The sequence below is a fragment of the Pseudomonas sp. ES1 genome (assembly GCF_050586605.1).
In the GTDB taxonomy this organism is placed as follows: Bacteria; Pseudomonadota; Gammaproteobacteria; order Pseudomonadales; family Pseudomonadaceae; genus Aquipseudomonas; species Aquipseudomonas sichuanensis.
Map to the genome: position 1 here is coordinate 1 of NZ_JBOBDM010000043.1, position 14,256 is coordinate 14,256.

Annotated in this window: 11 protein-coding genes; 1 reads left to right on the plus strand and 10 read right to left on the minus strand. The window is 63.1% G+C overall.

All coding sequences use genetic code 11. From position 1 onward, the window contains the following. Nucleotides 1-14: 14 nt before the first annotated feature. The 10 genes from ACQ4N9_RS17905 to ACQ4N9_RS17950 form a co-directional block, all read right to left on the minus strand. Nucleotides 15-734, minus strand: a complete 720-nt coding sequence (locus ACQ4N9_RS17905; RefSeq protein ID WP_125465502.1) for an OmpA family protein — start codon at nt 732-734, stop codon at nt 15-17. A 95-nt stretch (nt 735-829) separates the two neighbouring features. Further along, nucleotides 830-1,474 (minus strand): MBL fold metallo-hydrolase, encoded by a 645-nt coding sequence (locus ACQ4N9_RS17910; RefSeq protein ID WP_110994809.1) that lies wholly within the window; start codon nt 1,472-1,474, stop codon nt 830-832. A 19-nt stretch (nt 1,475-1,493) separates the two neighbouring features. Beyond that, complete coding sequence (locus ACQ4N9_RS17915) at nt 1,494-1,841, minus strand: type II toxin-antitoxin system ChpB family toxin (protein WP_390968550.1); 348 nt, start codon at nt 1,839-1,841, stop codon at nt 1,494-1,496. Then, a complete protein-coding gene (locus ACQ4N9_RS17920; RefSeq protein ID WP_390968548.1) occupies nt 1,838-2,116 on the minus strand; it encodes an AbrB/MazE/SpoVT family DNA-binding domain-containing protein in 279 nt (92 codons plus the stop codon). The genes ACQ4N9_RS17915 and ACQ4N9_RS17920 overlap by 4 nt, the downstream gene beginning before the upstream one ends. A 146-nt stretch (nt 2,117-2,262) precedes the next feature. After that, on the minus strand, nt 2,263-2,955 hold the full coding sequence (locus tag ACQ4N9_RS17925) for a sensor histidine kinase (RefSeq protein ID WP_125465505.1): 693 nt from the start codon (nt 2,953-2,955) through the stop codon (nt 2,263-2,265). Further along, entirely contained in the window at nt 2,952-4,559 is a 1,608-nt protein-coding gene (locus ACQ4N9_RS17930) for a response regulator (RefSeq protein ID WP_347149315.1), read from the minus strand. Before ACQ4N9_RS17930 ends, ACQ4N9_RS17925 begins: the two co-directional genes overlap by 4 nt. A gap of 162 nt (nt 4,560-4,721) precedes the next feature. Then, nucleotides 4,722-7,439 (minus strand): LuxR C-terminal-related transcriptional regulator, encoded by a 2,718-nt coding sequence (locus ACQ4N9_RS17935; protein WP_390968546.1) that lies wholly within the window; start codon nt 7,437-7,439, stop codon nt 4,722-4,724. 267 nt (nt 7,440-7,706) lie between these two features. Next, nucleotides 7,707-9,071, minus strand: coding sequence for a DUF1329 domain-containing protein (locus tag ACQ4N9_RS17940; protein ID WP_390968542.1), 1,365 nt, complete (start codon nt 9,069-9,071; stop codon nt 7,707-7,709). A 26-nt stretch (nt 9,072-9,097) separates the two neighbouring features. Next, nucleotides 9,098-11,035, minus strand: coding sequence for a DUF1302 domain-containing protein (locus ACQ4N9_RS17945; protein WP_390968540.1), 1,938 nt, complete (start codon nt 11,033-11,035; stop codon nt 9,098-9,100). A 334-nt stretch (nt 11,036-11,369) separates the two neighbouring features. Then, on the minus strand, nt 11,370-13,052 hold the full coding sequence (locus ACQ4N9_RS17950; protein ID WP_390968538.1) for a fatty acid--CoA ligase: 1,683 nt from the start codon (nt 13,050-13,052) through the stop codon (nt 11,370-11,372). A 236-nt stretch (nt 13,053-13,288) separates the two neighbouring features. Here ACQ4N9_RS17950 and ACQ4N9_RS17955 point away from each other — a divergent pair, with 236 nt between their 5' ends. Beyond that, nucleotides 13,289-14,254, plus strand: coding sequence for a 2-hydroxyacid dehydrogenase (locus tag ACQ4N9_RS17955; RefSeq protein WP_390968536.1), 966 nt, complete (start codon nt 13,289-13,291; stop codon nt 14,252-14,254). Nucleotides 14,255-14,256: the final 2 nt, after the last annotated feature.

A 14,256-nucleotide genomic window follows, 5' to 3' on the forward strand; every position in this document is an offset into this window, starting at 1 on the left:
TTCGATATCAAGCGTTATGGATACTGCTGGACAGTACCCTGCTGGTCATACTGCTGACCCGGGATCGGCTTGAGGTTGACCTCAACCCGACGGTTCTGCGCGCGGCCGTTGGCGTCGGCGTTGCTGGCGATCGGCTGGTCAGGGCCCATGCCACGCACCGTCACCCGCGATGCATCGACACCTTGCGAGGTCAGGTAGCTGCTGACGGCCTGGGCGCGGCGCTGCGACAGGTCCATGTTGTGCTGGCGGCTGCCGGTGCTGTCGGTGAAGCCGACCACTTCGATGGTGTTCTGGTTGAACTGCTTGAACGAGCCGGCGAGGTTGTTCAGCGGCGAGTAGAAGCTTGGGGCGATGTTCGCCGAGTCGGTGGCGAAGGTGATGTTGCCCGGCATGATCAGCTTGATCTGGTCACCCTGACGCTGCACTTCGACGCCAGTGTTGGCCATTTGCGCACGCAGCTCGGCCTCTTGCTTGTCGGCGTAGTAACCGTAGCCAGCGGCGGCGGCGCCCACTGCGGCGGCGCCGATCAGCGCACCCTTGCCGCGGTTGTTGTGATTGATGGCGGCACCGGCAACGGCACCGGCCAGCGCGCCCAGGCCACCGTACTTGGCAGTTTTGCTCATCCCTGTGGAGCCTTGCGCCTGGCCTTGGTTGTCATACGGGTTGGGGCTGGCACAACCGGACATCAGGGCGGCGGCGGTAGCGACGATAATCAGACGACGCATGGTGAACATGGACAAGCTCCTACTGAAATTCAAAAGTGCGGCGGATCACTCACGGATCTGTGCCAGCCTTGGATTGCAGCAATGCGGAAAAATTCCATGCAACTTCAGGCACGCACGAACGGGTTTTCGCGCATTTCGTCGCCGAGCCGGGTTTCCGGGCCATGGCCAGTCACCACGATGGCATCTTCATCGAGGCGGTACAGTCGCTCCTTGATGGAACGAACGATAGTCCGCTGATCACCACCCCACAAATCGGTGCGACCGACGCCCCGGCGGAACAGGGTGTCGCCGGCAATCAGCAGTTTCTGCTCGGCGAACCAGAAGCTCATCGAACCGGGGCTATGCCCTGGCGTGTGCAGGGCCACGCCACAACCACACGCCAGTTCCTCGTCGTCGCTCAGCCAGCGGTCCGGTGCAGGCACGGGCGTGTAGGGCATGCCGAACATCTGACATTGCATCTCGAGGTTGTCCCACAACGGCTGGTCGTCCTTGTGCAGGTGCAAGGTGGCGCCGGTCAGCTCCTTGAGCCTGCCCGAGGCGAGGAAGTGATCGAAGTGGGCGTGGGTGTGGATGATGCTCACCAGGGTCAGGCCATGGTGCTGCAGGCGGGCGAGGATCTTCTGCTCGTCACCGCCCGGGTCGACGACGATGGCTTTCTTGCTGAGCGGGTCGCCGATCAGCGTGCAGTTGCACTGCAAGGGGCCAACGGGGAAGGTTTCGCGGATGAGCGCTACGGATGGTTTTTCCATGACAGGACACTGCACACAATTAATCGAAGAGGGTTTGAACACGCGCCAGCGCGTCCAGGATCACGGCTTCAGGAACGGATTCGATGCGCCTGGCACCCCTCGCTTCAAGGTCTACCGTGCGTAGCTGATTGCACAGCATCACACCTTGCGTCTGGGTACCGGCGCCGCTCAGGGTAACTGCAAAACCTGCGTGCCGGGAGAAATCCCCACCTTGTGAAATCGGCACGATCACCGCGAGCCCTGAGGTATTGAACATGGCGGGCGTCAACACCAGCGCAGGGCACGCTGCGCCTTGCTGTTCTCTACCGATGGTGGGGTCCAGGTTGATCCGGACGATATCCCCCCTGTCGAACCTGACCCGCTTCAAACCTCACGCCCCACCGGACGCATTGCGTTCCAGTCAGCCATATCTGCGGGTTCCGGGGCTGTCAGGTCACATTGCGCCATCAACTCTTCGAGCCGGTACTCGGGCTTCGATCTGACAGGTTTGAGCACTAGGGCTTCGCCGGAAGTATCCAGGCTCAGGGTCGACCCCACGCTCAGGTGCATTTGCTTGAGGACCGTTGATGGCAGACGAATCGCTGCGCTATTGCCCCATTGCTGAATCTTGATCTGCATAACTATCTCCCAAGGTAGATACATAGTAGAAACCCTCTCGACGATGGCAAGTGAAATGTAGAAACAGCGTATCTACATTGTCATCCACTCGACGTCGATGAAAGCCCATGTACTGCTTGAGAGACATCTCTCACATGACCTTGGGATGCAGCCTCAGCAATTAGCAATACTCAGGGCAGATACAACCTGAACAACCCGCCTCCCAGCGCCCCGCCATTGGCGATCTCGATTCGACCATGCACGCCATTGCGCTCATGCAGGGCGGCGATGCGCGCAGCGAAGTACAAGCCCAGCCCGGTGCTGCCACTCTGCTGATCGATACCCTGCACATAGTCCTGCTGGCGCTCGAGCATGCGCTGTGGATAACCGGCGCCATCGTCGTTGACGCTGATCACCAGCTGCTCGCCCTCCTCCTCGATACCGATCAGCAACGTGTGGCCGGCATAGCGGATGGCGTTGGTCAGCACGTTGGCCAGCACCGATGCAACCAATTCACGGTCGAAGAAGCCCAGCGGGCTCTCGGTGTCGATGCGCCAGGTGGCGAGGATGTCGCGATGCTTGAGCACCTCTTCATGCGCGGCCAGCTGAGCCTCGATGAAGTCGTCCAGCTCGTGGTAGTCCGGGCAGACCGGGAGCTGGTTCACCCCCAGTTTGTACAAGCCCAGCATCTGCACCAGCATGCCGTTGAGGTGGCGGAACTCGTGCTCCATCACGCCCTGCTCGGCACCGCCTTGCAACGCCTCGGGCAACCGCGCCAGCCACTGGTTGTGCGCCTGGATCAACGCCGACAGCGAGTTCTTCAGGTCGTGCACGGTGGAGGCGATCACCGTGGAGAAATCCAGCCCCTGGTTGTCCTGGTTCATGCGCCAAAGACCCGGATATGCAGTTTGCGGTAGCGATCGTAGCGGCTGTCGCTGGCTGGGATGCCGGCCACGCTGGTGAGGCAGCTGCGACACTCTTCCATCAATGCCGGTGGCGGTGTCTCGCCACCGATGCGCAGCAGCGCCTGGGCGGTGTTGAGGGCGATGCTGATGTTCTTCGGCTGCAGCGACAGCGCCTTGCGGAACATGCCCAGCGCCTCGCTGAGTTGCCCGCCCTGGTAGCTGCGCACGCCTTGACGGTTGAGGTCGACCGCCTCGGTTACCGCGCCAAGCACCACCGGGTCATCGGTAAGCTTGGCCACGCTCTGCATGACCTTGGGGTCGTCGCCGTAGGTTTCCACGCAGCCTTTGAGAATCGAAGTGCCCGCCGCGTCCTGGCCCAGCTGCTGCAGTTGCTTGGCCACGGTCAGCGCCGCCTCGACCGAGAAGAACTGCTCCATCTTCTCCAGGCGTTGCATGGCCTGTTCGGTGAGCTTGGCGGCTGTTTCCGCATCGCCCGCCTGCTGCAGGCTCGCCGCCTTCATCAACCGCGCCCGCACTTGCAGGCCCTGGTCCTCGACGTTTTCCTTGGCCACTTCACTGAGCACACTGTTGATCTCGACCCGGGTTCGCGCGTCGAGACCGTTGCCGGCATTCTTGTTCATCAAGGCCTGGGCCAGCCCCAGGTTGGTTTCGGCACTCTTGTAGCGCGAACTCTGGCCTTGGCTGACAGCATGCCGAAACGCTTTCGAAGCCCCCTCGAAGTCGGCATTGTCCAGCGCCAGCTTGCCCAGCGCCGCTTGCCGGCGCACCGCCAGTGGTGACAGTCGTACCGCCTCCTCGAGCATGTGCTGGGCACGCCGGCTCTCGCCCTGGGCCACCAGTACCTCAGCCATGCCGTCATACAGGCTGGGCATGATCGGGAAGGCTTTGAGCGCCTGCTCGTATACACCCTGCGCCTGGGCGTGCTGGCCGCGCTTGTGCATCAAGCTGCCCAGCGCCGCATAGACCCAAGGTTGCGGGCGGCTGGCGAGGATGCCTTTGAGGAATTTTTCCAGCTCGTCGAAGCGGTTGAGATCGCGCAGCGCATCGGCACGGTAGCGCAAGCACAACGGCGCGAAGCGTGGGTCCTGCTTGCACAGCTCGGCACAGGCCGTCAGTACTTCAGCCGGGCGACCACGGTCAAGGGCCTGGAGAATCGGTTTGAGCAGGGTCTTGCGCTGAACCAGCTTTTCGAGGCGTTGGGCCAGGCCTACGCGGTTGAATGGCTTGGTCAGGTAAGCGTCAGGTTCGTGCTCGATGGCACTCAGCACGATGGCCTGGCTGCTTTCAGCGGTGACCATGATGAACACGCACTCATGGCTGATCAGCTTGTCGAGAATCAGGTCTTCGAGCACCTGCTGGCCGTTCTTCTTGCCGTCGCCCAGGTGAAAGTCCTGCAAAACGAAGTCATAGCGCTTCTGCCCGCACATGCGCAGCGCCTGCTCGCCACTGTCGGCGGTGTCCACGTCGCGGGCACCCAGTTCGCGCAACATGGAGCGTGTCGACGTGCGAAAGTCAGTGAAGTCGTCGACGATCAGAAAGCTTTTTTGCCCGTACTGCAGCATCAACACGACCTGTAGAAGGAAGAAGGGAAATTGGCGCGTGGCAATGCAAGACGCCGAAATGTGTATCGGCAGCCTCTGCACAAAGATGAGTGGGGAAAAAGCAGTGCGCCAGGGTAGCCAGTGGCCACCATTTTAACGGCCGGCGCGCACCTGGGCCAGCCTTCAGGCCAGCACGCCCAGAGACTTGGCCCTGGCGACGGCTTGCGTGCGCCGCTCTACCCCAAGCTTGCTGTTGATATGGCTGGCGTGGGTCTTGACCGTATGCAGCGAAATGAACAGCCGCTCGCTGATCTGCTGGTTCGAGCAGCCCTGGGCAATCAGCTCCAGCACCGCGAGTTCGCGCGCACTCAACGCTTCAGAGGCCCCACTGGCGGTGGTCAGCGCCTCGGGCAAGCGCGCAAGCAGCTCCGTCTGGGCCGGGCACGAGGGCCTGAGCTCGAGTTGATCGCGCAACCACTGCGGGTGCTCCGCGACAAGCCGCGCGAACGCCTGCAGCGCGCCCCCTTGCGCAGCCTCCATGGCGTGCGCCAACCGCTTGCAGGCTTCGGGCTCACGGCCTTCGGCCAGTAACAACTCGATCAGCTGGCACGACGCACTGACCACCAGTGTCATGCCGCCATTGGCCTGACCACGCTCGACCAGTGCCTGCAAGCGCGACTCGGCCTCGCGCGGGCGCTGCAGCACGCGATCGAGCAGCGCCTGCTGCAGCTCGATGTGCAAGGGTAGCAACGGGTGAAACTCTGGCGCGGCGGCGGGCTGCTTGCCGCCGTAGGTCTGGCCCAGGCGCAGCAGCCAGGACTCGGCGAGGTCTGTGCGCCCCTGGGCGATCCACAGCTCGCACTTCACCAGCGTAATCATGGCCAGGTAGAAGATCGGCGGAACATCCCAGATGTGCATCAGCCGCTCCGCCTCGGCCAGTTCCGAAAACGCCTCGGTGAAACGCCCTTCACGACCCTCGAGCGAGGCGATCACGCAATGGCCGATCAGCACGCTGATATCGCGGCAGGTGCGTGCTTCGCTAAGCCCCGCGCGCAAGCGTGCGCGCCCCTGGCCAGGCTGCAGGCGAGCCGCAAGCAGATAGCCTTCGTACAAGGTGAGCCGTGCCCGCACGGCATACAGCCGCTGCCCCGACAACCCCTGCAGCCGCTGCAAGCCCTGACGGACCTCATCCAGCGCGCGCCGCACTTCGCCACGGGCATGCAGCACACGGGCACGGTCGTAATGCGCCAACGCCTCGAACAACGGGTTGCCGACACGCTGGGCCAACTCGAGCGCCTCGCGATTCCAGCCACGCGCCCGCCAGAAATCACCATCGGCAATGGCCAGGTTGGACAGCGTGGAAAGGCACACCAGGCGTTGCCCGTAACGCTTGCGAGGCAGGCTACGCAGTGCTTGCGTACAGTAAGCCAGGGTGCGCTCGCGATCGCCGCGGCCGCGGGCGATCACACCGCTGAGCGCCAGCCACTGGGCCAGCATCGACTTCTGCGCCGTCGCCGACGGCGCCGGCAGGAAGCGGCTCAGATAACCTGCGAGTTCTTCGGCCGCGTCCAGCTGGCAAGCCAGCCCCAGGGCCCAGCTGTACAGCACGATCAGCCGGGGCGTGCTGATCAGCAGGCTGTCAGGCAAGTCCATTTTCCAGCGCAGCAGCATGCCGACGTTCTGCTCGGCCAGCAGCTGCTCCTCCGACAAGCTCTGCACCAGGTCCGCCGCCACGTCGAGATGCCCGGCACGCAATGCCTGCTCTACCGCCTCATCCAGCAGCCCCTGGCCCTCGAACCAACGGCAGGCACGCAGATGCAAGCTCGCCAGCGGCTCGCTGGCCTGCCGACTGCGCAGCAGGTCGGAGAACAGGTGGTGGTAGCGGAACCAGCGCCCATGCTCATCGAGCGGCACCAGAAAGACCTGATGGGCCTGCAGGTAGCTCAGCATCTGCGCACTGTCGTCACGCTCGCGCACCGCGTCGCACAGCTCAGCGCAAAAGCGCTCCTGGCAAGCGGTGTCGTACAGAAACGCCTGCACTGACCCGGGCAGTATGTCGATGACTTCCTCGAGCAGGTAATCACGGATCAAGCCTTCGCCACCGTGCAACGCCTGCGGCAAGGCATGCTCATCACCCGACTCACTGGCCGCCAGTTGCCAGAACCGCAGCCCAGCCACCCAACCGTCGCTGCGCTGGATCAGGTTATCGAGCGCCTGGCCACGCAAGCCGGTGGGTTGGCGGCCAATCACGGCCAAGGCTTCATCGGGGGTCAGGCGCAAGTCCTGCTCGTTGAGTTCGACCAGTTGGCGCGACAGCCGCAGGCGCGCCAGGTGCCAGTCTGGCCGCTGCCGGCTGGTGACCAACAGCACCAACCCGGCAGGCAGGTGATTGAGGAAAAACTGCAGGCAGCGATCGAGTACTGCCCCTTGGGCGAGGTGGTAGTCGTCCAGGACCAGCAGCAGGGGGGTATCGGGCTGCAGATACAGCGCAAGCTCGTCGAGCAGGCCATCGAGCCATTCTTCAAAGGCAAAGGGTTGGTGGCGCTGGCGCATTTTCAGCAGCCCCAGGGCTTGCCCCCCCAACGCCGGGCAGAACTGCTGCAGCCCTTCAAGCAAGCGCTCGAGGAAGCGACCAGGGTCGGCGTCGCGCTGGCTCAGGCCCAGCCAGAGGCTGCGCCAATGGCCAGGCAGCTCCTGGCAGAACTCGATGGCAAGCGAACTCTTGCCAAAGCCGGCTGGCGCGTTGACCAACAGCAAGCGCCCATCCAGCCCCGCCTGCAGGCGTTGGCACAGGCGGGCTCTTGGTACATGGGCGTCGGGCAGGGGTGGCCTGAAGAAACGCCCGTCCAGCAGGCCCAAGGCCTGGCTGGCGACTCCATGCATACGGGACAGGTCTGTCATGGCCGGCTCGTTCTGTTGGGAAGACTACGGCGATATGGATTTTTGCGAGACTAGCGGCAAATGCTATGCATTTGAAGATGATGGCGGCGATTTAGCCAAAAAAGACTACGACAAAAAGAAACGCAGGCGATGGACATCATCTCGATTGATGACACCCCATCAACCAAACCGCCTCGAAGGTGCTCGACGACACTAACCTTTTACAACAGAAACGCCCCGGCAAGCCGGGGCGTTCTGGGAGTTCACAAGAAGTGTGCAGCAGTCAGTTCATCGCACCCCCGCCTGACGCAAGGCAGCTGGCTGGAACTCGGCCTTGCTGGCACTGAAGCCGAAGTTGTAGGCGCTCTTCTCTTCGTTTTTCATGCCCAGGGCCAGGTAACGGCCAGACTGCAGGTCGTAGATGGCTTCCAGGGTGTACCACGGCACCTGCACGTTGTAGTACGGCTGGGCGTGGGCTTCGGAGATACGCCACAGTTGCCCACGGCCGTCGTACTGGTCGATCACCGCGGCTTGCCAGGTGTCTTCGTCGATGTAGAAGTCACGTTTGGCATAGATGTGGCGCTGGCCCGGCTTGAGCGTGGCGACCACATGCCAGACACGGCGGAGCTCGTAGCGCGACAGGTCCTGGTTGATGTGCCCGGCCTTGATGATGTCGCCGTACTTGAGTTTCGGGTCATCGAGCTTGAAGGCGTTGGCGGCGATGTACATCTCCTTCTTGCCTTCGAGTTTCCAGTCGTAGCGGTCCGGAGCACCGTTGTACATGTCCAGGTTGTCGGAAGTGCGCAGGCCGTCGGCGGCAGTGCCCGGACCGTCATACGACACTTGCGGTGCCTGGCGTACCCGGCGCTGGCCGGCGTTGTAGATCCACGCCTTGCGCGGTTCCTTGACCTGGTCGAGGGTTTCGTGAACCAGCAGTACGGTACCGGCCAGGCGGGCTGGCGCAGTCACTTCCTGCTTGAAATAGAACAGGATGTTGCCCGGGTTGGCGGGGTCAAAGTCCTTCATCTTGTCGCGGAAGACGAACTGGTCCTGGAAGTACACCAGGCTGTAGGAGCCATTCTGCTGCGGGGTGGCTTGAGTGACCAGGCGGGTCACGCTGCCGCCACGGTAGCGGGTGATGTGGTTCCAGATCACCTCAAGGCCATCCTTGGGAATCGGGAACGGTACGGCGGTCTGGAAGTTCTCCAGGCCGTTACCGCCTGCCACCAGGGTGGTCTTGGTGGCGTTCTGCTTGATCGCCGCAAAGACGTCGTCCGGCACCGTGGAGCCGCGGTGGGTCTTGTATACCGGGATCTTGTAGGAGTCCGGGTAGCGCTTGAACATCGCCAGCTGGCCAGGCGAAAGCTTGGCCTTGTACTGGTCGACGTTCTGCGCGGTGATGGTGAACAGTGGCTTTTCACTGCCGTAAGGGTCGGAGAGGAAGCCCTTGCTGTCGGCGCTGCCAGCGCTCTTCGACAGCGGTTCCCACGGGCCGATCGAGCCATCGGCGTTGCCGGCTTTTTCCGCCCCCATGGGGGTCAGCGATGCGCCCAGCTTGGCCGCCTCGTCGGCGGAAACCGCAGCCATGACGCTGGTAGCCAACAGGGACAGGCCCAGTACACCGGCTTGCAGCAGACGTGTGGTCGTTTTCATTCTGTTGTCGTCCTGGATCAATGTGCTTAGAAGTTCACGCCGAAGCTGAGGGCGACAAAGTCGCGGTCATCCACGGTGGTGTACTTGCCGTCGAAGAAGTTGGTGTACGACAGGCTCGCGGTGTAGGTGTTCTGGTACTCGGCGTCCAGGCCCAGGCTGACCGCCTTGCGGCCTTCCTCGAAGGCGCCGCCAGGGCCAGGGGAGTAGCCATCGACGTCGTGGGACCAGGCCACGCTGGGGCGCAGGTTCACGCCGGCGAAGACGTTGTTGTAGTCCCAGATGGCACGCACGCGATAACCCCAGGAGTCGGCGGTGGTGTAGCCATCGTTTTCGCAGTAGCGCGACAGGTTGTTCTTGTCGACGCCCGCCAGGGTGGTGGCGTTCAGGCTTTGGCAGCGGCCGTTGGGCAGCGGCCCTGGGCCGTAGACCGGGTCACGGCCATAGCGTGCCTTGGAGGTGCTTTCCAGGCCGCCCACATGGGTCCAGCCCACCTCACCGACCATGGTCAGGCGCTCCGCACCCATCACCTGGTCAAAGAAGTGGGTGAAGGTGGTTTGCAGCTGGGTGATTTCCTTACGGCGATAGCCTGGCTGATCGGTGTTCGCCGTGCCCTTCAGGACCGATGCGTTAGGGTCAAGCGGCGTCAGGCCCGAGTACAGGATATCGGTGGTGTTCAACTGCACCGGCGCATTCGGCCGGTAGCTGACCTCACCGCTCCAGGCCGTGCCAGTGGGCAAGGTCGTGGAGAAGCTCAGGCCATACAGGCGGATGTCCTCGGGGTACTCCACGTAGTAGCTGGAGTTGCCCGCGACATACAGCGGCATGAGTGCTTGCAGCAGGGCCGGGTTGGTGGCGACAATGCCCGGGACGCCGGAACCGACCAGTGCCCCCGCCAGATTGGCTGGGTTGTAGAAGCGGGCATCGGCACCGCGGCCACTGAAGATCGGCGCACGGCTGTGGTAATTCATGAAGTAGCCACCGAACTCAGTGTTCAGCGGCTCGTACATATAGCGCAAGGCCAAACCGAACTGACCGCTGTCACGGGCATCACGGTCGGCGCCGCGACGCACGATCACACCCTCGTCAGGCGAGCCCCAGCTCACGCCTTGAGACGTCAACGCATTCATCGCAGGCCCGGCGAATGGACCAATTTGCGCAGCGAGGGCCCTGGACACGTTCGCCTGCTTTGCCAGCACCGCCAGGTTGTTGTCGCAGCCATCGGCAATTACGTCAGGTTGAGAGAAGAAGGTGCCGCAGTTGTCGACGACCGTCTGGTCCCACTCGATCTGGTAGAAGCCTTCTGCCGTCAGGTTGTCGGTCAGGCTCTGCGATACATAGAACATGTTGACGGGGATCAGGCCTTCCTTGATCTCCGCGCCTGGGCGGCGAAATGCCGAGACGTCGATGGGGTTGACGGAGTTGATACCGCCACCGATGAAGGTGCTCTCACCCCAGCTCACCACCTGCTTGCCCAGGCGCACGGTGCCCGGCAGGTCGGCGATGTTGTAGTTGTGGTAGACGAAGGCATCGAGCAGCTCCGCACCCGAGGACTTGGCGCCCTCCTTGCGGTTGGAGTCGCTGATGTCCTTGAACTCGCGATGTTCGTCCTTGAGCTCGAAGTCGTACCAGTACTTGCCACGGACGAACACACCGGTGTCACCGTACTTGAGTTCGAGGTCGTGGATACCCTTGAAGATCTTCGAGAAGGTCTCGCCCTTCTTGAAGTTCAGGTGACCATCGTCGGAGGTCTGCGACAACCCTCTGCCGCCGTTGTTGGCGCCGATGAGGTTCTTGTTCGGGCTGGCCGTCGACCAGCTGGCGCCCACGGAGAGCGACGAGTCGAACTGGCCTTCGATTTCCCCAATGTTGAAGCTGACAGCGAAAGCAGGACTTGCGAGCGTAGAAGCGAGGCTGACTGCCAGTGGCAGTTTTGCCCGGCGCCAGAACGGGTTTGCAGATGTCATCGACGCTACTCCATGTACTTTATTGTTATGGCAGTGAGTCCTTTCAAGAACGGCTCGAGCGCCTGGTAAAGCCGGCTCCTGCCCGTGGCGTCGCACATCGATGATGCGCGGCACCCTCCCCCATTCCTGAAAATCCCCTGGCCCGACTATAGCCAGCGGTCACAGGTGCTTGATCCCTCTAAAGTGTGATTTGCGCGCCCTGCTTGCGGCCGGCCTCCAAGGAAAGGCCCCATGCGCTGGCAGTGCTCAAGCATGGCCCATTTTTTTGGTTTGGCAAGGCTTCGACCGCTCTAGCATGCGGCCCGCGCCTTGAAAGGCACGGACCGCCACAGGGTCAGAGGGTGGAAAGGAAAGTGCTGTTGCTGGCCTGCCACTGAGTGATGTCCAGGCGGATGCGCTTCTTGTCGAGCTTGCCGACACTGGTCTTGGGAATTTCAGTAACAATGGCGATCTGGCTGGGGATCGCCCACTTGTTGATGTGCCCTTGCTCGACGAACGGCTTGAGGTGTTCCTTGAGGGAACGCGCGTCGATGCTCAGCCCCTCGCGCACCACCAGCAACGCGAACGGGCGCTCGCCCCATTGCGGGTCGGCCACGCCGACCACCGCCACCTCGCGCACCGCAGGATGCCGACTGACCAGGTCCTCGAGGTCGAGCGACGAGATCCACTCGCCCCCCGTCTTGATCACATCCTTGATGCGATCGCGGATATCGATGTAACCCATGCCATCGAGGGTCGCGACGTCACCGGTATGCAGCCAGCCACCCTGCCACAGTTCCTCGCTTTTTTCCGGCTCCTTGAAGTAACCCATGGTCAGCCACGGCGCACGCAGCACCAGCTCGCCCTGGGACTCCCCATCGGCAGGCAGGAAGTTGCCGTCGCCATCGACGATCGCCGCCTCCACCAGCGGCACCGGTACCCCGGCCTTGATGCGGTAGGTGACCCGCTCATCCTCGCTGCCGGCCTGCAACTCATCGTTCAGGTGCGCGGCGCTGATCAGCGGGCATGTCTCCGACATGCCATACGCCGCCGTGAGCTGGATGCCCCGGGCCAGGGCCGCCTCATACAGCGCCCGGTTGAGCGCGCTACCGCCGATGATGATCTTCCAGCCGCCGAAGTTTTCACCCTGGGAGGACGGGCAGTTGAGCAGCATCTGCAGGATGGTCGGCACGCAGTGGGAGAAGGTGACCTTTTCCTCGCGCCACAGCTTGACCAGCATGTCTGGTTCATAGCGCCCGGGGTAGACCTGCTTCATGCCAAGCATGGTGGCCGCATAGGGAATGCCCCAAGCGTGCACATGGAACATCGGGGTGATCGGCATGTACACATCGTTGCTGCCCAGCAGCCGCACGCTGTCGATGCTGCCGGTCACCGCGGCCTCGGCCAGGGTGTGCAGCACCAGCTGGCGGTGGGTGAAGTACACGCCCTTGGGGTTACCGGTGGTGCCGGTGGTATAGAAGGTGGTGGCCACCGAGTTTTCGTCGAAATCGGGGAAGTCGTACTGCGGGCTGGCAGCCGCCAGCAGTTGCTCGTATTCGCCGTGAAGGCCAGGCAGGTCGGCGCTCTTGTCCGGCCCGTCGGTCAGCAGCACGGTGCCTTGCACGGTGGTCAACTGGCTGGCGATGCCCTGGTAGAGGCCGACGAAATCGCTGTTGACCAGTACAAAGCGGTCTTCGGCGTGGTTCATGGTGTAGAGAATCTGCTCGGGGGACAGGCGCACGTTGATGGTGTGCACCACCGCACCGATCATCGGGATGGCGAACATGCATTCCAGATAGCGGTGGCTGTCCCAATCCATGACCGCCACGGTATCGCCAGCCTTCACGCCAGCGGCGCTCAGTACGTTGGCCAGGCGCGCGATGCGCTCGCTAAGTTGCGGGTAAGTGAGGCGTAACTGATCGCGATAGACGATTTCACGGGTCTTCTCGTAGCGCACGCCCGACATCAGCAGGCGCTTGATCAGCAGTGGATATTGGTAAGCGCCCTCGGCGGGCTTGATGATGCGCGTCTGCAGCATGGGTATCCCTTTTCTGGAAAGCGGGCCGGACAATTCAGGCACTTACTGTAGAACGGTGACGCATCGGTCAAATCAGCCGAAGGAATGATTTGGCTGGCACAGGTATGAGTGGGGCCGTCGTCGTTGACGAGCGGCGCCTGCGGAACTGACACTGCGCCCTGCATCCTGAGGCCCCTTCGCGAGGCAAGCCCGCGCCCACGGATAGCCGAACACCTTTGCCCTGACCGGAGCCCCACATGCCAAGCCAACGTCGCGCCGTGTTTCTCGATCACCACTCCCTCGACCTCGGCGACCTCGACCTTTCGCCCCTGCGCGCCCAGTTCGACGAACTGCAACTGCATGCCGCGACCCGTCCGGCCGAGGTTGCCGAACGCCTGCAGGGCGCCACCGCGGTGATCAGCAACAAGGTCATGCTCGATGCCGAGTCGCTCGCGGCCAACCCACAGCTCAAACTGATCCTGGTGGCCGCCACCGGCACCAACAACGTCGACCTGGCCGCCGCTCGCGCCCAGGGCATCACCGTGTGCAACTGCCAGGGTTATGGCACCCCGTCGGTGGCGCAGCACACCCTGGCCCTGTTGCTGGCGCTGGCCACGCGCCTGTGCGATTACCACCAGGCCGTGGCGGCCGGCCAGTGGGCCAAGGCCAGCCAGTTCTGCCTGCTGGACTTCCCCATCGTCGAGCTGGAGGGCAAGACCCTCGGCCTGCTCGGCCATGGCGAACTGGGTGGCGCGGTGGCGCGGCTGGCCGAGGCATTCGGCATGCGCGTGCTGACCGGGCAGATCCCTGGGCGCCCACCCCGCGCGGATCGCCTGCCGCTGGAAGAGCTGCTGCCGCAGGTCGACGCCCTCACCCTGCATTGCCCGCTCAATGAACAGACCCGCCACATGCTGGGCGCCCGCGAGCTGGCGCTGCTCAAACCGGGCGCCCTGGTGGTCAATACCGCCCGTGGCGGGCTGATCGACGAGCAGGCGCTGGCTGACACGCTGCGCAGCGGCCATCTGGGCGGTGCGGCCACCGATGTGCTGAGCGTCGAGCCACCGGTCAATGGCAACCCACTGCTGGCTGGCGACATCCCGCGCCTGATCATCACCCCGCACAGCGCCTGGGGCGCGGTGGAGTCGCGCCAGCGCATCGTCGGCCAGCTCGCCGAAAACGCCCTGGCCTACTTCGCCGGCCAGCCACGGCGAGTGGTCGGTTGATC